General features: G+C 33.7%; 15 protein-coding genes. 6 read left to right on the top strand and 9 right to left on the bottom strand.

The window, feature by feature from the left end:
• Positions 1-55: 55 nt before the first annotated feature.
• From PQF96_RS07425 to PQF96_RS07405, 5 genes are all read right to left on the bottom strand, one after another.
• Positions 56-2,827 carry a TonB-dependent receptor gene (locus PQF96_RS07425; RefSeq protein WP_271765597.1) on the bottom strand — a complete coding sequence of 924 codons (2,772 nt, stop codon included), beginning with the start codon at positions 2,825-2,827 and terminating at the stop codon, positions 56-58.
• Positions 2,828-3,054: 227 nt separating this feature from the next.
• Positions 3,055-5,796: a TonB-dependent receptor gene (locus PQF96_RS07420; RefSeq protein ID WP_271765595.1), complete on the bottom strand. Its 2,742-nt coding sequence runs from the start codon at positions 5,794-5,796 to the stop codon at positions 3,055-3,057.
• Between the two features lie 318 nt (positions 5,797-6,114).
• Entirely contained in the window at positions 6,115-7,962 is a 1,848-nt protein-coding gene (gene glmS, locus PQF96_RS07415; protein WP_109435033.1) for a glutamine--fructose-6-phosphate transaminase (isomerizing), read from the bottom strand.
• A gap of 16 nt (positions 7,963-7,978) precedes the next feature.
• On the bottom strand, positions 7,979-9,637 hold the full coding sequence (locus PQF96_RS07410) for a DUF4270 domain-containing protein (protein WP_271765594.1): 1,659 nt from the start codon (positions 9,635-9,637) through the stop codon (positions 7,979-7,981).
• 20 nt (positions 9,638-9,657) lie between these two features.
• On the bottom strand, positions 9,658-10,467 hold the full coding sequence (locus PQF96_RS07405) for a glycogen/starch synthase (RefSeq protein ID WP_109435031.1): 810 nt from the start codon (positions 10,465-10,467) through the stop codon (positions 9,658-9,660).
• Positions 10,468-10,578: 111 nt separating this feature from the next.
• Between PQF96_RS07405 and panC the strand changes: the two genes are divergently transcribed.
• The 5 genes from panC (at position 10,579) to radA (ending at position 15,434) form a co-directional block, all read left to right on the top strand.
• Positions 10,579-11,427, top strand: coding sequence for a pantoate--beta-alanine ligase (gene panC / locus PQF96_RS07400; protein WP_143918615.1), 849 nt, complete (start codon positions 10,579-10,581; stop codon positions 11,425-11,427).
• A 20-nt stretch (positions 11,428-11,447) separates the two neighbouring features.
• Positions 11,448-11,798 (top strand): aspartate 1-decarboxylase, encoded by a 351-nt coding sequence (panD, locus tag PQF96_RS07395; protein WP_109435029.1) that lies wholly within the window; start codon positions 11,448-11,450, stop codon positions 11,796-11,798.
• Positions 11,799-11,801: 3 nt separating this feature from the next.
• Positions 11,802-12,767, top strand: coding sequence for a lysylphosphatidylglycerol synthase transmembrane domain-containing protein (locus PQF96_RS07390; protein ID WP_271765593.1), 966 nt, complete (start codon positions 11,802-11,804; stop codon positions 12,765-12,767).
• A 50-nt stretch (positions 12,768-12,817) separates the two neighbouring features.
• Positions 12,818-13,963: an alpha/beta hydrolase gene (locus PQF96_RS07385; protein WP_109435027.1), complete on the top strand. Its 1,146-nt coding sequence runs from the start codon at positions 12,818-12,820 to the stop codon at positions 13,961-13,963.
• Positions 13,964-14,066: 103 nt separating this feature from the next.
• A complete protein-coding gene (gene radA / locus PQF96_RS07380; RefSeq protein WP_271765592.1) occupies positions 14,067-15,434 on the top strand; it encodes a DNA repair protein RadA in 1,368 nt (455 codons plus the stop codon).
• Here radA and PQF96_RS07375 read toward each other — a convergent pair.
• Positions 15,431-16,462 carry an aldo/keto reductase gene (locus tag PQF96_RS07375; protein WP_271765590.1) on the bottom strand — a complete coding sequence of 344 codons (1,032 nt, stop codon included), beginning with the start codon at positions 16,460-16,462 and terminating at the stop codon, positions 15,431-15,433. The genes radA and PQF96_RS07375 overlap by 4 nt on opposite strands.
• A gap of 345 nt (positions 16,463-16,807) precedes the next feature.
• Between PQF96_RS07375 and PQF96_RS07370 the strand changes: the two genes are divergently transcribed.
• Positions 16,808-17,125 (top strand): hypothetical protein, encoded by a 318-nt coding sequence (locus PQF96_RS07370; RefSeq protein WP_271765589.1) that lies wholly within the window; start codon positions 16,808-16,810, stop codon positions 17,123-17,125.
• Positions 17,126-17,528: 403 nt separating this feature from the next.
• Here PQF96_RS07370 and PQF96_RS07365 read toward each other — a convergent pair whose 3' ends face one another.
• The 3 genes from PQF96_RS07365 to PQF96_RS07355 form a co-directional block, all read right to left on the bottom strand.
• A complete protein-coding gene (locus PQF96_RS07365; RefSeq protein WP_271765588.1) occupies positions 17,529-18,242 on the bottom strand; it encodes a DUF434 domain-containing protein in 714 nt (237 codons plus the stop codon).
• Between the two features lie 62 nt (positions 18,243-18,304).
• Positions 18,305-18,601: a phage repressor protein gene (locus tag PQF96_RS07360; RefSeq protein ID WP_200825093.1), complete on the bottom strand. Its 297-nt coding sequence runs from the start codon at positions 18,599-18,601 to the stop codon at positions 18,305-18,307.
• Positions 18,602-18,955: 354 nt separating this feature from the next.
• Entirely contained in the window at positions 18,956-22,219 is a 3,264-nt protein-coding gene (locus tag PQF96_RS07355) for a CHAT domain-containing protein (protein ID WP_271765587.1), read from the bottom strand.
• Positions 22,220-22,634: the final 415 nt, after the last annotated feature.

Raw genomic sequence — 22,634 nt, 5'->3', positions numbered from 1 at the left:
TTCACATAGTCTTTTTCATATCTAAATTTCTTTAATAGAATTCATTATTATTTTCTTACAAGTTGTTTATTGTTAGCCCAATGTAGTACTGAGATCCTATAAACCCTGTTCCAAATGCAGTAAAATATTCATCTCCTCCTATATTTGTTGCTCCTGCCTTAAGTGTAGTTTTTAGTTTTGGAATTTTATAATTTATCTGTGCATCTATAACAGAAAAAGAAGGAATGTTTCCATCTCCAAAAGCAGCTTCCCAAAAATAACTATCGCTCCATCTATAACTCGTATTAAATCCAAAGTTTTTAAACACATTTGTATGTCCCAGAGTACCTTTCACTTTATGCTTAGGGGTATTAAAATTAGTTCTGAAATCAGGATCCTCATCTCTATCAAAATCTTGTTCTGTAAATGTATAGTTGACTCCTACATCAAAACCATGAATTTTGGTAGTAACACCTACGGTTGCTCCCAAGGATTTGATATCAACATCAGAGTTTGTATACGCCTGATAAACTGCAAAATCTCTGTTATCTAATGCTGCTAACGCAGTCAAATCTCCACTTGCAATATCTGATACTTGACCATAATACGGAACAATAACATTTTGTGTAGAGATAAAATCTTTATACTGATTATAGTATCCACTTATATCAATTATAAATTTTTTGACCTTTCCTCTATATCCCACTTCAAATGCCGTGATTTTTTCTGGTTCTACGAGATTTGCACCAGAAGCTACTGGCGCTCCATTTTCTACGGAACTTGCAGAAAAAGAATTCTCATATGCTGATCTACCAGTTATCGTCACCGTATCGGATCCCAGAATACCAACACCAGCTCCACTCACATCATCAAAAACCCTTACATCTCTATCCAAATTATCTTCTGCAGAACCTACCAATACTGCTCGCCCAACATTCAAACCAATATACAAATCCTGAGTAGTAGGATTTCTGAATCCAGTTTGTACAGAGGCACGAATATTATGATTTCTATCTTCTCCTAATGTGTACCCTACAGATAATCTCGGAGAGAAATTACCATCAAATAACTGTGACTTATCATAACGTACAGATGCGGTAATCTTTAATCTTTCATCAGCAAGCTTCTTTTGAGCTTGTGTATATATACCAAATTCTGAATAACGAATAGGGCCATCAAAATCTGTAAAAATTGTTCCTGAAGAATTTAACTTATATTCTCTAAATGAACCCCCTACCTGTATATCAGCAAAATCTGAAGTAATATGACTAAAGTTATAATTAACATCCACATGTCTTAGTTGAGTAGCATCTTGAAATTTTGAACCTGTTGCCAAATCAGCATCATTAGTTACGGCCTCAAAAGCTTGTTGAAATTCTGGAGTACCTGGTAATATACGTCCTGTATCAGCAGTTTGTCTTGCCAAGGCGTGTGCTTGTTCTGGCAAAACTCCTGCCAGCGTCGCCTGTACAAAAGCTCCTGCATATTCTCCAAACCAAGTAGGGTCATCTTTCCATGATCGGTTGATATTTATCCCTGTAAAACGTGTGTCATATGAGTCTCCAGCACTTTCATCTGTCAAATATCCTCTTACAAAGAAATTGTTGTTTTTAAATTCTATTTTATGTTGTTGCAAGAAAAAATTACGAATTGAATACCTGTTAGCTCCTTGGTAAATTGTAGTTCCTCGACCTACTTTTCCATTATAAATTATTTCAAAATCATTAGCGAACGGTCTATAATGTAAAGCAGCATCAAACTTTATACTTTCTGCATTGTATGCATTTAAATCCTGTTCATCGTATCCTGTTCTACTAACATTCTCATCTGGCAATAGATTTTCTGCTCCAGGAGGTAAAATCCCTCTACCCACAAGTAGCTCTCCAACACCCCTTATATTCGTACTCACCTCATCACCATATACATTAAGACCATCATAATTAGGGTCTGATCGATCTGTAGCGGTGTCTAAAACATTAACTGTACTTGTCGCAAACCAGTCTGTTCCTCGTAGATAAGAGAAATTTGCTTTTGCAGCAAACTTATCAGAAAACTTATGCGCGAGCCTAATTCCATAATCATAGAACTCATTATCTCCAGCGGCATCTTGTGAGGTAATTCCTCCTTTAAAATAAGCACTGATTCCTTGATGATCAAATGGATTTTTACTGGTCATAAATAGGATTCCGTTAAAAGCATTTGCACCATATAATGCAGATGATGCTCCTGGCAATAGTTCGACACTATTCACATCCAATTCTGTCATCCCTAAAAGATTCCCTAAAACAAAATTAAGAGCAGGAGATGTATTATCCATTCCATCTACTAATTGCACAAAACGAGTATTTGCAAAATCAGCAAAACCTCTGGTATTGATTGATTTAAAAGTTAAACTATTGGTATTAATATCGACTCCTTTTAAATTTTCCAGCCCATCATAGAAATCAACCGAGGTTGTATTTTTAATTTCTTTTATTCCAAATCGTTCTACACTTACGGGTGATTCGAATATACGTTCTGGTGTTCTTGAGGCAGAAACAATTACTTCATCAAGTTCGGTACCTTCTTTTAAAGTAATGACTAAATCGTCAACTGAAGAAGAAATATCAATTGAAGAAGATTCAAATCCAACAGTACTTACTACTATGGTAAAAGGCGGAGAATTTTCTACTGTTAAAGAAAAAAGCCCATCAAAATCGGTAACTGTGCCCACTCGAGCACCTTCTAATGCAATGTTAGCTCCTGGAATTGGTTGATTACTTTCATCAACTACTTTTCCTTTAATTGTTGTTTGTGCAGTAGCAATAACACCTACCATTAGCATTATCACTAATGTAATTTTTTTCATACCCCTGAGTTTTAATAGTTATGATAACAATATACGTTTTTTTAGTAATTTTTCAATAAAATAGCCAAAACTTTGTGTTTTTATGATAAAAAAAACTATTATTTAAATTTATTGATAATTGAAAACTTCATTTATCACAATTCTTTTTTTAAAACTTTTGTGGAAACAAAAAAGCCTGTCTGATAAAAATCAAACAGGCTTTATAAACTCTAAGAATTTTTTCCTTCCTATAGGTTGTTTATTATTAAACCTACATAGTATTGAGAACCAATAAATCCAGAACCAATAGCTGTAAAGTACTCTTCTCCTGTAATATTATTAGCTCCTATTTTTAATTTAGTTTTTAGTTTAGGAATAGCATAGTTAATCTGCGCATCAACAACGGTAAAAGAAGGGATCATTCCTGTTCCAAAATCAGATTCCCATAAATATTCATCACTCCATCTTCCACTCACATTGAAACCAAAATTCTTAAACAACTCATCTTTACCAAACGTTGCCTTTACTCTATGCTTAGCCGTATTAAAACCACTCACAAAATCAGGATCTTCATTTTGGTCAAAATCTTGCTCTGCAAAAGTATAATTCACGCCTAAATCTAAACCTTTTATTTCAGTTGTAACACCAGCAATGAAACCATACGAACTAATATCTACATCAGAGTTAGTAGACGCTGTAAATATTTTTCTAGTTTGAATATTCGCAGCAGCGGTAGCAGCAGCAGCTTGTTCTGCTGGCGTACCATTTACTCTACCTACACCTGGAACTATTACATTTTCATTAGCAATAAAATCCTCATATTGGTTATAGTATACACTACCGTCTAAAATAACAGATCCAAATTGTGCTCTATACCCAACTTCGTACGCAGTAATCCTTTCTGGTTTTACAATATCAATATTTGCAGCAGTAGGATTTCCTTCAAGTACTGATCTAGCAGAGAATGAATTCTCATATGCATCTCTTCCTGTAATTTGGTTACCAGAAGGATCTTGTATAACATATCTATCAAGGTTATCTGGCGCAGAACCAAGTAAGGCATTTGCTCCGATATCTAACCCAATATATAAATCTTGAGTAGTTGGATTTCTAAAACCTGTTTGTATTGACGCACGAAGATTACGATTTCTGTTCGCTCCTAAAGTATATCCCACAGAAAATCTTGGAGAAAAATTACCATCAAATAGTTGAGACTTATCATAACGTACAGAACCGGTAATTTTTAACCTGTCATCTAATAATTTCTTTTGAACTTGAGTATATACTCCAAATTCTGAATATTTAATAGGTCCGTTAGCATCTGTAAAAACAGTACCAAAAGAATTTAGCTTATACTCTCTAACAGAACCACCTACTTGAATATCTGCAAAATCTTTAGTAATATGACTAAAATTATAGTTAGCATCTGCATGTCTAAATTGTGATTCATCTTTTACTCTAGATCCTTCTGTTAAATCAGGATTAGAGGTTACAGCATCAAAAGCTGTATTAAACTCAGGAGTTCCCGGAATTAAACGACCAGTTTCTGCAACTTGTCTTGCAGCTACATGTGCTTGTTCTTCTGATCCAGTAGCACCTAAAGCCGTAAGATAAGCTCCGGCATATTCTGCAAACCATTGATTATCGCCCTTCCATGCTCTGTTAACATTTATACCTGTAAAACGAATATCATATGAATCACCAGCATCTGAAGCAGTCACATATCCTCTTACAAAGAAATTATCGTTTTTGACTTCTAATTTATGTTGTTGTGAAAAGAAATTTCTTAATGATGTTCTATTAGCATCCTGAGTAACTGTAGTTCCTCTACCAAATCTTCCATTATAAATAATCTCAAGATCATTTGCGAACGGTCTATAATGTAACGCTGCGTCAAATTTTAAACTCTCTGCATCATTTCCGTTAAGGTCTGCTTCATTATAACCCGTTCTACTTACCAATGTATTTGGCAAAAGACTTGCTTGAGCAGGAGTTAAAAATCCGCCTTCCACTAATTGAGCACCAACTCTATCTAAAGTCTGAGCGACAACATCTCCATATACATTCACCCCATTATACCCAGGATCATTTTCTCTTGTTGAATTTGGATTAGATAAATCTTGTTTATCAGCAGCCAACCAATCAGTTCCTCTTAATATAGATAAATTCACTTTGGCAGCAAACTTATCTGAAAAAGCATGTGCCATTCTTACTCCATAATCATAAAACTCATTGTCTCCTGCTGCTTCTTGAGAAGTAAGACCACCTTTTGCATAAGCACTGATTCCTTGATGATCAAATGGACTTTTACTGTTCATAAAAAGTATCCCGTTAAATGCATTCGCACCATATAATGCTGAAGATGCACCAGGTAGTAATTCTACACTTTGCACATCCAATTCACTCATACCAATAAGGTTTCCTAACACAAAATTAAGTGCTGGCGCTGTATTATCAATACCATCAACTAATTGTACAAATCTTGTATTTGCAAAAGTTGCAAAACCTCTAGTATTAATTGATTTTAAGGTCAAACTATTAGTGTTAATATCCACACCTTTTAAATTTTCAAGACCACCATAAAAATCTGCAGAAGCTGTATTCTTTATTTCTTTTACACCAAATCTCTCAATACTTACTGGTGATTCAAATAATCGTTCAGGAGCTCTAGATGCAGAGATAACTAATTCATCAAGAAAAGTTATTTCTGTTAACGTAATGGTTAAATCACCTGAGCCAGAAGTAACGACAACGGTACCAGTTTCAAAACCAACACTACTGACTTCCAAGGTAAAAGGATACGCTTTACTGACAGTCAAAGAAAAATTTCCATCAAAATCTGAAATAGTCCCCTCTGTAGTACCTTTTAATGCAACACTAACTCCAGGAATAGGTTGATTGAATTCATCTACAACTTTACCATTGATAACATTTTGTGCAGTACTAATGACTCCAACAAAAAGCATAAACACTAATATAATTGTTCTCATAAAATAGATTTATTAATCAAGTTAACTTTACTATGCGCGCATAGTAAAAATATAAATTAAGGTCGCAAAATTAACTCTTTTTTATTAAAATCAAAGAAAAATATGTTTTTTATCGAAAAAAAACGTATTTAACCGATTTAAAAAGTTAACAAAACTATAATGGATTAAATTTTATAGGATTTAAAATTTTAAAAAAATAATCATTTGGGTTTTTCTACTACTAATGTAAGTGTGCAAGAAAACATCTATTTCTTGTCATAAAAAAAGACCACCTTGAATAGGTGGTCTTTTTTGAAATTCTTTTTTATAATAGATATATTATTCTACTGTTACCGATTTTGCTAAATTTCTAGGTTGATCCACATTTTTACCAAGCATAACCGCTATATGATACGACAATAATTGTAGTGGTATGGTAGTAAGGAGCGGGGCCAAAAACTCTTCCGTTTCTGGTATCTCTATTACATGATCCGCTAATTCTTTTACAGTCACATCTCCTTCGGTAACTATACCTATGATTTTTCCTTTTCGGGATTTAATCTCCTGAATATTACTTACAACCTTGTCATAATGACCTTTTTTGGTTGCAATTACTACAACAGGCATTTGTTCATCAATTAATGCAATTGGTCCATGCTTCATTTCTGCAGCCGGATATCCTTCTGCATGTATATATGAAATCTCTTTTAACTTTAAGGCTCCTTCTAATGCTACCGGGAAATTAAATCCTCTACCTAAGTATAAGAAGTTCTTTGCATTCTTATAAGTATCTGCGATAAATTTAATATGATCATTTGACTCTAAAGCTAACTTTACTTTTTCAGGAATTCTTTCTAATTCCTGTAAATAGTAATGAAAATCACTATTTGAAATTGTTCCTTTTCTTTCAGCTAGTTTAAGGGCTATCAAAGATAGAACGGTTATTTGTGTTGTGAATGCTTTTGTAGAAGCCACTCCGATTTCTGGTCCTGCATGTGTATATGCACCTGCATGAGTTTCTCTAGAAATAGAAGACCCCACAACATTACAAACTCCAAAAACAAAAGCTCCATTTTCTTTTGCTAATTTGATTGCAGCCATTGTATCAGCAGTTTCTCCACTCTGAGATATTGCTATCACCACATCATCCTGATGAATAACAGGATTTCTATATCTGAATTCTGAAGCATACTCTACTTCTACTGGTATACGAACCAATTCTTCAAAAATATATTCTGCAACCAAACCTGCGTGCCAAGAAGTACCACAAGCTATAATGATAATACGCTTAGCATTTAAAAGCTTAGCCAGGTTATCATCTATTCCTGCCATTTTTATAATTCCATCAGCCACCCGCATTCTACCTCTATAGGTATCACTTATAGCGTTAGGTTGTTCATAAATCTCTTTAAGCATGAAGTGATCATATCCACCCTTTTCTATCTGCTCTAGATTAATTTGTAGTTCCTGTAAATAAGGATCTACCAAACTATCATCTTTAATGTTTCTTACTTTTACTCCTTTATTTCTACGAACTATTGCCATTTCTCCATCTTCAAGATAAATAGCATTATTTGTGTATTCTATAAAAGGAGAAGCATCTGAAGCGATGAAAAATTCATCTTCACCCACTCCTATTGCTAACGGACTTCCTAATCTGGCAACAACAATCTCATCAGGTTTTTGTTTATCAAAAACAGCGATTGCGTATGCACCTACGGTTTGATTAAGTGCAATTTGAACCGCTTTACCTAATTTTACATTTTCTTTAGTTTTTACATCCTCGATAAGATTGACCAATACCTCGGTATCAGTCTCAGATGTAAACGAATACCCTCTATTTATCAATTCTTTCCTAAGGGCATCATAATTCTCGATTATACCATTATGTATAATCACCAAATTCCCAGAATTAGAATAGTGTGGATGAGAATTTACGTCGTTAGGCACTCCATGTGTAGCCCATCTTGTATGACCAATCCCTATATTTCCTTCTAAAGGAATCTCTTTTACTATTCGTTCTTCAAGATCTGCAACTTTGCCTTTGGTTTTAGACAATTTAATATCATTACCGTCATATAAAGCGATTCCTGCAGAATCGTATCCTCTATATTCTAATCTTTTTAATCCTTTTAAAACAATTGGATAGGCTTCTCTATGGCCTATGTACCCTACTATTCCGCACATGATTTAAGTTTTTTTGTTAGTTGTTTTTTGATGCTGTATAAAAAATATCCAGTTTTAAACGTTTAGACTCAGGAACACTTGCTCCATTTCCATAGAGAACTGTCCCTTCATGGGAAACTATTGACGAGGTGGGGATCACCTCATTATTAGTGATAGGGGTATCACCGATTGAACTTGTTATTATGTTTACATTTTGAGAAACTGATAATCCGAGTTTTACATTATCAAATTGATCATTCAGGACATTTAAGATATACTGTGTAATACGTATTCTATAAAACTCTCCATTACCATCTGAATCTCTACTAATTCGTCCTAAGTGATTTGTTCCAGAAACAATTGGAAAATCAGCAGTTATAGATGGATCCACAAGATAGTCTACGAGCACTTCTCCCGTTTCTGTATTAAAAATAAAGATTCTTTCTGGTTCAGTAACTCCTGGCAAAACTTTATCTTGATTAATATAAAATTTAAGACTTGCATCGTTTATTAACCAATCTTGTCTTTTTAGAAAACTAAGCTCATTTTCTTCCTCTCCATTTTCATTAATAACATTACCACCGAACAAATCTATTACTGCATATGATCCTGCACCTCCTTTTAGGTATAAATCAGCCTCTCCATTAGTCGAATCTTGGTTTTCAGGAAGTAATTCGTCTGCAATAGTCGGATCAAAATCGGTTTTTATAGAATTCATGATAATATTAGAAAAACCTAAGGCCAATTCTCCATCATCTCTAATTACAGAACCATCATCTGCCGTAGTAGTCGTATCAAAACTATAATGTAATGTTAGCTGTGCTCCAGCAGTATTAAGGTATAATAGATTTCCTGTATCATTTAAAGGTTCTGCCTTAATATAAATTCCTCTAAAGTAGTTTCGAAAATTATTCACATTACTTAATTCTATACTACCTTCTTTATCCAAAAACAATGTTTTAAACTGTGCTACAACCTCATCAGAAAACTTAACTCTTAGTCTTGGAGATACGCGTTCACGGTTTGATGTCACCGTACCATCAGCAGCAGTTGTTTGTGTTGTTAAAATAATCTCTTCTGCAGAAGGTGCAAAAGCATTATCAGTGTGTAATAAAGTTCCTTCTACCTCTGGTCCAAAATTAGTCTCGATATCATCAGAATAATACACTTGTCTATCATTAGAAGCTGGATCAAAATCTCTTAAAAAGTAATCTGATTTATAAATTGAAAGCCTAAATGGCGAATCTCCGTATATAGAATCCAGTCTATATGTAGTTGCCGTTTCAGTAACCGTTTCACTTATCGCAACCGATGTAGTCCCCGTAATAGTACTAGAATAGGGTAGACTAAAAACAACACTATCCAAGACCGCATTAGTTCCAAAACTTGGGCTAAATTGAGATGGTTGAACCTGGGATAAGATACTATATACAGATTGACCGTATACCGGATCGTTATATACTCCCAATATATTAGAATGAATTGCTCCTTGTAAATCACGAGGCAGACTATTTGTACGTACTCTGTCAAATTTTCTACTAAACGCTACAGGAATCGCTGTATATTGATTGTCTTCAAAATTAACATCTCCTATAACCTCACTACCAACTGTATTAAAATCGTCATCACAAGACAAAAAGGTAGAAACAACAGCTACTATAACTGTAGTTCTAATTAAAATGTTCTTCAATTTCATAAATAATTTCATCGTTTTGCTTATACCAACACTTCCGTTTGATAGAAAGCTTCATAGGCATCTGCAAATTCATCTGGTTTTTTATATTCTAAAACTGGTTGGTCTATAGTCTTTAAGTGTTCTACAAGTTCTGCCGGAATTTCTTCAGACCCTACAATTATAGCATCAGAATTATCAACAGCCACCTTCATAAGATTACTATATGTTGGTTTTGCCAAATCACTTATTTTTTCTTCATCTATTCCGTCAAACTTCACTTTTTCCATCATTTTCATATCCAAGGTACCTTCGTATCCATGGTTATATACCGAAGTTACTATTTTACTATGACCAAAAAGTGGTTCATTAGCATAATAGTTTTTCAAGTATAGCGGTAGGAGTGAAGCAAGCCAACCGTGTACATGAATTACATCTGGCGACCAGTTTAACTTTTTAACCGTTTCAATAACCCCTTTGGCAAAAAAGATTGCTCGTTCGTCATTATCAGGAAATAATTTTCCTTCTTCATCTGTTAAAGTTGCCTTCCTTTTAAAATAATCTTCATTATCAATAAAGTAAACCTGCATCCTCTCTTTTGGAATAGAAGCCACTTTAATGATAAGAGGCATATCTAAATCATTAATAACTAAATTCATACCCGAAAGTCTTATCACCTCATGCAACTGATGCCTTCTTTCATTAATATTACCATATCTAGGCATAAAAATTCTTATTTGACCCCCTTTGCTATTTACCATTCTTGGCGCTTCAAAAGACATAGATGAGATTTCAGTCTCTGGTAGGTAAGGTATTACTTCTGATGATACATACAATATCCTCTTATCTTTCATATAATCGATACTTTTATCGTCCTCCTTTTGGAATTAATTTTGCAAAATTACGAAAATTTATGCAGTCTGCCAGTAATATCTTATTTTTGCACGCCTTTAAGTTATACAACAATGCGGGTTCACAAAAAAAGACTAGATATACTAACCGATGTTGCAGCTTTTAATAAGCAGAAGAAAACCATTGGTTTTGTCCCTACTATGGGAGCATTACACAAAGGGCATCTTGCCCTGATAGAGAGAGCTCTCGAAGAAAATCAAAAAGTAATAGTTAGTATTTTTGTTAACCCTACACAGTTTAACACCTCTGAGGATTTAGTTAATTATCCCAGGACTTTAGATGAGGACATTAAACTTTTATCAGTTCTTTCTGAAGAAATAATTGTATTTGCTCCAACACCAAAAGAGGTCTATGGAGACGAAATGTTATCTATTAAATATGATTTTAAAGGATTGGAGCATGAAATGGAGGGCAAATTTAGACCTGGACATTTTGATGGAGTCGGAACAGTGTTAAAGCATTTTTTTAATATTATAACTCCAAACAAAGCATATTTTGGAGAAAAAGATTTTCAGCAACTACAGATTGTCAAAAAGTTAGTTGAAATTGAAAAAATGTCAGTGCAAATTATTGGATGTCCGATTTATAGGGAAGAAAGTGGATTAGCTCTGAGTTCCCGAAATAAGAGGTTAAACCAAAGACAACTCGATATATCTCCATTGATTTATTCTACTCTAAAACAAGTAAAAAAGGAGTTTGGCACAAAAAGTGTTTCCTATCTAAACAAATGGGTATCAGATCAATTCAAAAACAATAGTGAACTACAATTAGAATATTTCGAAATTGCTAAGGTATCTGATCTAAAATCCATAAAGCGAAAACAAAAAGACACAAAATACAGAGCTTTTATAGCTGTATTCGCAGGAGAAATAAGACTCATTGATAACATTGCCCTAAATTAAAAAATAACTAACTTTGTAACATGTTTGTACACGTAGTAAAATCAAAAATTCATCGCGTTAAAGTGACTGGCGCCGACCTCAATTACATCGGTAGTATAACTATTGATGAAGATCTAATGGATGCTGCTAATATTATTGAAGGAGAAAAAGTGCAGATCGTAAATAATAACAATGGTGAGCGTTTGGAAACATATGCTATTCCAGGCCCTAGAAATAGTGGTGAAATCACGCTGAATGGTGCTGCTGCACGAAAAGTAGCAAAAGGAGATGTCCTCATATTAATTACCTATGCTATGATGGATATTGAAGATGCTAAAAACTTCAAGCCGCAATTACTTTTTCCGAATGAGGAAAATAATTTATTAAAGTAAATAGTGAATCCTAAACTTATAAAGTTTCTTAAAATTATACTCCCATTAGCATTGGGAGTTTTTTTAATTTGGTATTCTATCTCTTCTGCAACACCTGAAGAAAGACAAAAAACACTTCAATATATTACTCAAGCTGATCCAAAATGGATTCTTTTATCCCTTATCATGGGAATTACATCTCATCTTTCAAGAGCGTATCGATGGAAATTTTTATTAGAACCTTTAGGATTCTCAATAAAAACATCAAACAGCTTTATGGCTGTTATGATAGGATATCTTGCAAATTTAGGAATTCCTAGATCTGGTGAAATTCTTCGTGGAGGTACTATTTCTACTTATGAAAATATTCCATTCAAGAAATCTTTTGGTACTATAATTTCTGAAAGAGTGATCGATTTGATTATGCTATTATTAATTATAGGAATCACATTACTTTTTCAATCAGAACATTTATTATCCTATTTAGAAGAAAAAATTGCAAGTCCATTCATTACTCTTGTTATTTTATTAGGTTTATTAATTGTTGGCATCGTTTTCCTTAGAATGATAAAAACTTCAGAAAATCCTTTACTAATTAAGCTGCGTAGTTTTGGTTATGGTCTTTTAGAAGGCATAAAAACAATATCAAAAATGAAGCAGAAAGGGGCTTTTGTTTTTCATACATTTCTTATTTGGACACTTTATCTAGCCATGTTTTATGTGATTAAATTTACCGTTCCCGAAACAGCTTCATTAACAATCGGTCCTATATTGGCAACCTTTGTTGTTGGATCGTTGGCTATGTCTACTACTAATGGAGGTATTGGCGCATTTCCATTAGCAATTGCAGCAATTTTAATGCTTTTTGACATAGAAAAACCTGCCGGAGAAGCCTTTGGTTGGATATTATGGGGGTCTCAGACCGCAATAAATATAATTATCGGAGCGTTATCCTTTTTATTTCTCCCCATTTTAAACAGAGAGAAATAAGGAAATAATTTATATATTGTCCCTTGCTTAACCGTAATCTTAACATACTTATGAAAAAAAGTGTAACTCTTATTATAGCTTTTGTTTTTGTCGCTTCCAGTTATGGACAGGTAATTTATGAGTCTTTCAGATCAATAAAACTAGATCAAAGTAGAGAGTTAAAAATTCAACTTCCTCGTAATTACAAAAAAAATGAAGATAAAATATATCCTTTGATTATTGTATTGGACGGGGATTATCTATTTGAACCCGTTGCAGGTAATGTAGATTATTTTTCTTATTGGGAAGACATGCCCGAATCGATAGTAGTTGGTGTTAATCAAAGAAAGACTAGAGAAGACGATTGTAGGTATGATACTGCAGAGTTTTTACCAGAACTTAAAGGGGCAGAATTCTTTGAATTTATAGGCCAAGAACTTGTGCCTTATATCAATCAAAACTACCGTACCGCACAATTAAAAATAATTGTTGGCCATGATTATACAGCCAATTTCATTAATTATTTTCTATTTAAAGACAATCCTATTTTTCAAGGGTATATCTGTATAAGTCCAGAATTAGCTCCACCAATGGGTGAACGAATTAACAGTACACTTTCTACAGCTGCGGATATCTGGTATTACCTTGCCACTGCAACCAATGATGCAGATAACATCAAACAAAGTGTAGTAGCTTTGGATGAACAATTATCTACGATAGAGAACCCTGAAATGAGTTATACATTTGATAATTTTGACGAATCCTCTCATTATACATTGGTAGGAAGAGCAATTCCAAAAGCTCTTGAAGGAATTTTTGAAATGTATCGTCCGATAAGCAAAAAAACGTATAAAGAAGTGCTCCTTACTTTAGAGTCTTCTCCTTATGATTATTTGGTAGACATATATAGAACTACAGAAAAGTTATATGGTATCAAACGAAAAATAAGAATAAACGATTTTATTGCCGTATCAACAGCTATAGAAAAAAATGAGAACTGGTCAGAATTAGAACCTCTAGGTAAATTAGCAATAAAAGAGCACTCTGATTTGATGTTAGGACATTATTATCTAGGTATGTTTTATGAGCAAACAGGAGAGCCTAAAAAAGCAATGAGAGCATACGAAAGTGGTTTTCAGCTTGCAGAAGTTGCTTTTTTAACCAAAGATTATATGCTGGATAAAGTAAACAAAATCAAAGAAGATTTTGGTTGGTAAACTTTACCTCATACTAAGAATAAAAAGATCCTGTTTTCAGGGTCTTTTTTGTTTATAAGGTTATCAAAATAATAGTACTTTTACATTCTTATTGATCTTTTTTATGGCCAAAATCAAAACTGTTTTTTTCTGTCAGAACTGTGGAGCACAATATGCCAAATGGCAAGGACAATGTACATCATGTAAACAATGGAATACTATTGCCGAAGAAGTAGTTCAAAAAGCATCTGCAAGCGACTGGAAAAGTGCTAGTACTACTCCAAAGATAACCAAAATAGCTAAGCCTTTAAGGATTTCAGAAATTGACACAAGTCAGGAAGCTCGTTATAACACTGATGACAGTGAACTTAATCGGGTACTTGGCGGAGGATTAGTTCCTGGTTCTTTAACATTATTAGGTGGCGAACCTGGAATAGGAAAAAGTACACTTTTATTACAAATCAGCCTTAAACTACCATATAAGACTCTATATGTATCAGGAGAAGAAAGTCAGCAACAGATCAAAATGCGAGCAGAACGTATAACTTCAAAAACAGATAACTGCCTAATTCTTACTGAAACCAAAACTCAAAATATATTCAGGCAAATTGAAGAAACACAACCTGATATTGTGATTATAGATTCTATACAGACATTACATAGTGATTACATAGAAAGTAGTGCGGGAAGTATTTCACAGATAAGAGAATGCACTACAGAATTGATCAAGTTTGCTAAAGAAACTGCTACACCGGTATTACTAATCGGTCATATTACAAAAGACGGAAATATTGCAGGACCCAAAATACTGGAGCATATGGTAGATACTGTATTGCAATTTGAAGGGGATCGGAATCATGTGTATCGTATCCTAAGGGCTCTAAAAAACCGTTTTGGATCTACTTCAGAACTTGGTATATACGAAATGTTAGGAAGCGGGTTACGAGAAGTCTCTAACCCCAGTGAAATTCTAATTTCAAAAAAAGACGAAGAATTAAGTGGTACTGCTATAGCTTCTACAGTAGAAGGTATGCGACCTCTTATGATAGAAATACAAGCTTTGGTTAGCACAGCCGTATACGGCACACCTCAGCGCAGTGCAACAGGATATAATCTAAAACGTCTTAATATGATCCTGGCAGTCCTGGAAAAGCGAGCCGGTTTTAGATTGGGTGCAAAAGATGTATTCTTAAATATCACAGGAGGTATCTCAGTAGATGATCCTGCAATAGATCTTGCGGTTGTCGCCGCGATATTATCTTCTAGCGAAGATATCTCTATCGCCAAAGATTTTTGCTTTGCAGCAGAAGTTGGACTAGCAGGAGAAATACGCCCCGTAACCAAAGTTGAACAACGTATACAAGAAGCAGAGAAACTAGGTTTCTCTACTATTTTCGTCTCCAAATACAATAAAATATCATTACAAAACGCCCAAATTCAAATTCAGATGGTTACCAAAATTGAAGATGTAGTTGAGTATTTGTTTGCTTAAGGTGCCGGATTAGGAGTATTCTCGTGTACGGCTTCAATTTCTTTTAGAACTGCATCAGAAAGCCTAAGATCAATACTACCAATATTTTCTTTTAACTGGTCTAAAGAAGTTGCTCCAATAATATTACTAGTGACAAATGGACGATCATTCACAAAGGCCAACGCCATTTGAGTTAGACTTAAACCATGTTGCTTTGCTATTTCATTATATGCACGAGTCGCTTTATAACTATTCTCATTCATATAACGATTATAATTAGGAAATAGATCTACTCTGGAGTTTTTAGGAATTTCTTCTAAATATTTTCCTGTAAGCATTCCAAAACCTAATGGAGAATATGGTAAATGTCCAATGTTTTCTCGATGAAGTGCTTCAGTCAGACCAATTTCGTCTTTTCGGTTTAATAAATTATAAGGATTCTGAACCGTAATTATTTTTGGCAGCCCTTTTCGAGCTTCTTCAACATAACGCATCACACCATAAGCGGTTTCATTTGAAATTCCAATCTGTCTTATTTTTCCTTCCTTAATAAAATCTTGAAGAAAACTTAGTATTTCTGCAAAATTATCATTCCATTGTTCTGAAGTATCATGTATATACCCTTTTACACCAAAGAAATTAGTATTTCGTTCTGGCCAATGTAATTGATATAAATCGATATAATCTGTCTGTAATCTCTGAAGACTCTTATGTATTGCATCCTCTAATTCTACTTTTGTAAACCCACCTGTTCTAATATGTTTTGCAAAATCACTTGGTCCGACAATTTTAGATGCAATAACCACATCATCTCGTTTGGCTCTCTTATTTAACCAAGTTCCGATAATTTTTTCTGTACTTCCTTGAGTCTCTTTTTTGGCTGGTACAGAATACAATTCTGCTGTGTCAATAAAATTAACCCCTTGGTCGATTGCGTAATCTAATTGTTGATGCCCTTCAATTTCTGTATTTTGTTCTCCCCAGGTCATACTACCCAGACATATTTTACTTACATTGATGTCTGTTCCTGGTAATGTGGTGTATCTCATCTATTTATTTTGCTGTTTTAGTGGTCAGATGTACTGTTTTTGACAATTTCACTCTGTGATAGTCGTTCTAGTTGATTATTGCTTTCAAAAGTAGAAACTCTTCTATTAAACTAATGTAAAAATTATCATAATAAATCAGTCAACCATAGATTTCGTCAATATCCTTTCGCTTTTTAAATGTGAAATATATCTACATACAATAGGGGTTTCATCAACAATTACTATACTTCTAAAAAAACCAACTTACCTTTAAACACTTAACAAACAGCTCTTTGTGTTTTAGTTTGTCTTATGGAATGATTATTTCTAAATATACTATAATGTATAATTAAATGAATTGAATAGATGAAAAAGATACCTATGATCGCCTTATTATGTGCTATTGTATTTTCGATGCAAAACGTTTCTGCACAACAATCTCAAGAAGTTCTTCCTCTTGATCCAATTGAAGTAGTAGAAGTTCAGGATAACTACCAACCTCTTAAAGTTGACAAGCTTTCTGAAATTATTAAAGCTGCCGTAGAAAAGGATTTTCCCGGAGCTAGTATTGCAGAAGCATATACCGATAAAATTGGAAACTACAAATTAGTTTTAGCCATGGGTAATGATTCTAAAACTGTGTATACGAATGCCAGGGGAGAATGGTTTGATCCAGAAAAATAAGGTTATCACTGACTGCACCTTATTTTAACCAGAAAAAGAGCTTCTGTCTAGAAGCTCTTTTTTTTGCTATACATCCAATACTCTTTCTTACATAAAAAATTGAAACGGAAGCGACTACCCCTTGCCGCATCCGTTTCACACAACTAACCAACCTAAAATTAATTCCTCCAACATCCATCAAATTTCTTTTAGGAATAAACTTTTATATGCTTTATTCTATACCTTAATGTTACATTCCTCCCTTTTATTTTACTTCTTTTGATTTCTGATTCCAATTTTGACTTCTAGATTAAAAACATACTATTGTTTATTGGTTTACTCAAAAATACAGGAGATCTCTATTTTATGAAATACAGATTGAGGGAAAGCTTAGTTTGATTGAGGGAAAGCTTAGTTTGACGTATTATTCTGCTAATACAATATTTGCTTTCTGTATATAATGATCAATTAGGTAAGCAGCAAGATTAGTATTTTTTTGTGCTCTGTCCAGTATCCAAGCATCAGAACTCACCACAATATGTTTTGAATTTGCCAATTTTTTATCTGGATTATTAACCAAATCTATTGTCCAAGGAAAATGGTAGTGTTCTGCTAATTCTCGAAGTGTTGTTTTTAGTTTTCCGCTATTAGAAACCGGTGCATCAAAATACCAATGTACTAAATTGACTCCTAGCTTATGAAGTGTATTTCCTATGATTAGAATCGCTTCTTCTGTTTTTTGGACTCGTTTGTATGTCCCATGAACGCTAGATACATCTCGATAATATCCATCAAGACCTTTAAAAATGTATGCTCCAGACAAAGCACTTTCGAGAATAATTAATAGATTAAATCCGTCTATTGCTATGGTTTGTCCTTTTAACATTTTTGGCAGTACCATACGTTCTTTGCGAATCGCGATTTGCTGCTCACTACAACTCATACCATGCAAAGCCTTTTGCTGTCTGGCATTAAGTTTATAGCGATTTCCTACCAATTGTACAGATGATTTTTCTGCAAAGCCACGAGAAAGGAGGTACAGCATATCTTTTGCTGCTTCTTTTAATTTTTTCTGCATTGACATCTCCCCAAACAGGCGATCATCGCTGGCTTCTCTTCCTCTATTGCGGGTAGTCATTTAAATTTACTTTAATAAAACGGTAATGTATATAAACAAAAAAAGCGCTCTTAGCGCTACTTTTATGATGTCGGTAATATTTCTATTACTTTACCATAAACATTTTTGGTCCACCCATTAAGGCGTCCTCGGTTATTACCGATTAGTAATCCTCGTTTTGCATTTTTTCCTTTGACCAAATGCGTAAAACAGTTACCTCTTACTTTACAAAAAACAATATCTCCTGCTTCACAATCTTCCCAGTTTACGGGTTCAAGAACAACAGGTTGTTTTGATTTTAGAATGGGTAACATAGAATTACCGGGTTCTTTGGAGACAATCGTCTCTCCATTCAATAGTTTTTGAATTTTCCAATTCATCATACATAGTTTTAAAAATTAAACTTCAATGTCAATCGAATTTCTAATTGACATAATTCAAGAACTATGGAGTATGGTATTACAAAGAACGTGTACTATTTGTACGATGTAAAAGTAAACATTTAATTTGAATTTGGTAGAACCAGTCTTTTTTTGGCATATACACATGGTTTTGCAAAATATTATATCAACACTATTTATACTTGTCATCCCAGACTTGATCTAGGATCTGCTTTGGAGCACTTTATTATGGATTCCAACCTTTAGTTTATCCTGAGCTGAGTCGAAGGGCTGGAATGACAACTTACATACCAAGTCCTGTTAGGTTTTAAAAACCTGACAGGGCTGCTAATACTAGTTAAACTTATTTCTTCTCCTATACCAAAACCCAGCAAAGAGTATTACTCCCAAAACGCCTAATCCGATAGCCCAATATACTATGGCATGGTCATCAAAATGCATTGGTGCAGCGTCACCTACCAAATAGAATCCTCCCCAATAAAAAGGAGCTTTGTGATATCGATCGGCTGTGGCTAAATATTCTAACTTGGCTTGTTGTAAGGCTTTGCCTTTATTCATACCAGCTTTTAGATTAGTATAGAAGTATTTTATTAATTCTGGTGTGGTATCATCAGGAACTTCCCAACTGCTTAGTAACAAACTTTTTGTACCAGCATACTGAAACGCATTCCCCAAACTCATAATCCCTTCTCCTTTGGCAATTTTACCCGTTCCTGTATTGCAGGCACTCAATACTGCGAGTTCTGCCGGAATATCCAAAGCAAATAATTCATGACTATACAGTAGGTTATCTTCTATAGTATCTTTGCTTTTGGTAAAATAGAGTCTTGAGTTCTCTGGACGTTCATTATCTACATCACCATGCAAGGCTAAGTGTAAAATATTATATTGACTTGCATTGTTCTTAAAATTAGCTTCTACCGCTTGCGAGCCATAATAATATTGCCCGTCGATAATGTCTGAGATCGCTTTGATCTCTTTACGAGTTCCCGGGAGATCACCTCTCACACCTCTTAGTGTTGCCAAAGGTATTGCTCGAGTTTCGCCCGATTGTGTACTATCAGAAAACGAAAACGCAAGGCATTCCTCTAGAATCTCTGACTGTTGATTGGTTTTGAAAGCTCCAAATAATAGATTCGTAGAATTAGCATAAGTAACTACGCGATCTCTAACTAAATAAGACCATTCTTCGGGATTATTAGATTTGTCCTCTTGAGTGAGTAATAAATCAAAATTAAGATGCCATAGAGGCCCATCTGGAACGATGATCAATTGATCTCCCACCAACTTACTTGCTATAGGAGCTATTAGTTTATTATATAATAGACTTGCTTGTTTTTTATAAGATTGTACATTTTGATCGATGATACTTTTGCGAAACTCTTCTATTTCTTCAATTAATTTTGGGATAGCTAATTCTTGTACATCGATATTGTTTTTGGAAATAGTAAATGCGTAAGAGATACTATCTCCTGTAAAAAACTCTAACAATGTTGTTTTATCATCTAATTGTTGTTGAATATCAGTGACGGCAATAATATCATTTCGATACTTAAACTGATGGTATTTAGGATAGTTGTTTTCTAAGATTTCAGTTAAGGAATCTTGTTTTCTCTTGATATCAAATAGTCTGCTTTCATAGTCTTTCATTTTTTCAGTATCTATTTCTTGTTCTGATTGTTCTTCTGTGATTTTTGATTGGTAAAAAGAGCGATTAATTCTCAAATCTTTTTCTAAAATAACAAGGTTTTCTGGTAGCCCAGTAAATTTTTTGGCATTTGCATCATTAAGTAATTCTTTTAATATATTGGCTTTACTTTTCTCGGTATAATAAAAGGCTTTTTCTAAAGATTGCGGATTGTTTTGTGCAACATGTAGCAGAAGTTGTGTTGCTATAGCATCCTGATAGATTTCTTTAGCTTGTTTGGCAAAAGTCAATTTGTCTTGATAGTTGGTAAAGGTTTGTCTGATATCATTGATCAGAATATCTATATTTTTGTAAATAAGAACACTATGATCAAGATGGAATTTGTCATTAGATTCCAGGTATCTAGATTGAAGCGTGTTAGCCTTTCCATACAGACTTTCTAACAGGAAATTAAGGTTGTAATATTGATCAAAATTAATACTATCTTTTTTAGTGTATGAGTTAATATTTTTCGTATTACTTAATAATGCTTTATCAAAATAATCAATGGCTTTTGCGTATTCTTTTTGTTTGTTATACACAGTTGCAACATCATTATAGTAAGACCCTACAAGAATATGTTTTTCTCCATACAAATTTTTTAGGATTGTTACCCCTTTATTATAATATAGTAACGCGTCTTTAGATATCCCCATTTCAAGATATGTATCTGCAATGTTTGCATAGGTTCTCGCAACATCAGGATTCTCCTTGGCAGAGATATTTTTACGTATAACTAATGCTTCTTTGTGATATTGCAGCGCTTTGTCATACTCTTTTTGAGAAGAATATAAATTTCCAATATTATCAAATACTTGAGCAGTTCTATAGTGATTATTTCCAAAAACAAGTTTGAAATTTTGTAATGCTTTTATGTAATAATCTAGTGCTTTTTTCAGATTACCTTGTCTTTTATTACTAATTCCTATGTTCATATAAACCTTCCCAATTGTGGGATGATGTTCTCCTAAGTGATTGATTGCGATATCTAAACTTTTTTTTTGGTAATATATCGCTTTATCGTATTCACCTTTCTTTTTAAAAATAACTCCAATATTATTATATATATTAATTAGAAGATCTGATTGACTTTTTTCGGGATCAATTTTTAAAGCTTTTTTATAATAACTTAACGCATTATCATACTGCTCAAGGTTATCATATGTGACTCCAATGTTATTGTAAGTCGGCATAAGATTTTTGTGATCCTCTCCATACTTTTTAATATCTATTATTAGGTTTTTATTGTAATAGTCTAATGCCTTGTTAAATTCACCTAACTCATCATAAATAATAGCGATATTATTATAGGAGTTTACTATTTTAGGATGTTCAGGATCTAATACTTTTAAATTAATAGCTAATGCTTTTTCAAAATATTCTACCGCAATCTTATATTTAGATTTATAATAATAAATAGAACCGATATTCCTATTCGATATAGCAAAACTATAATGCCCTTCAGAATATAATTTGCGCCGGATAATAAATGCTTTTTTAAAATATATTAATGCTTTATCATAATCTGAAGATAATCTGTAATAATGACCTATATTGTCATAAGATAGTACTTTTTCTTTGTGATCATTTGTTAAGTAGGTATTACAAATGAATAATGCTCTTTCAGATTGCTTTAGTGACTCTTTTAGTTTTAACGCACGCCAACTATTTTCAGAAATATTATTGTAACAACTCGCTACTTTTCCCCAAGCTTTTGCTTTTTGATAAATAGGTAACGCTTTTGTAAAATATTCGATAGAGCTATCGTACTCCCTTTCTGTTAATAAAGAATCTGCTTTTTGATAATATTGTGATGCTACTATTGTATCTTTTTCTATTTGGGCATATGTGGTATGGCATGCAATTATAAAAAGGATAGAGACCAAGACAATAGAATGTACTGTTTTCATAGATGATGAAGTATGTTGTGCTTTAGAGGGTAGCAAAGTACATAAAAATGTTACTTTGTTAGTGTTAAAAACTGCGGATTGGTATGAGTACCCTTCGACAGTGCCTGTCCTGAGCTTGTCGAAGGGCTCAGGGTGGCACACTTCGACAGGCTTTGGCAGTACTTCGACAGCCCTTAGACAAGCTCAGGGTGACAAGCGTTTCTGTTATTGTTAACTAAATAAATTCGATTTCAACCAAAGACCTCACAGGTTTTGAAAACCTGTGAGGTCTATGATTCGTATTATAAATTCAACATCTTATTATAGATTTCCAGTATACGCTGGAATGACAAATCGATTTGATGGTAGAGTATGTGGTTTTCAATAAGAACAAAAAAACAGCCAATTTGCCGTTGGCTACTTTTGTTTTTATGGA

This window comes from Aquimarina algiphila (genome assembly GCF_947494415.1).
GTDB lineage: Bacteria > Bacteroidota > Bacteroidia > Flavobacteriales > Flavobacteriaceae > Aquimarina > Aquimarina algiphila.
Note: the sequence above shows the minus strand (reverse complement) of the source record. Positions and strands in the feature narration are given on the sequence as shown.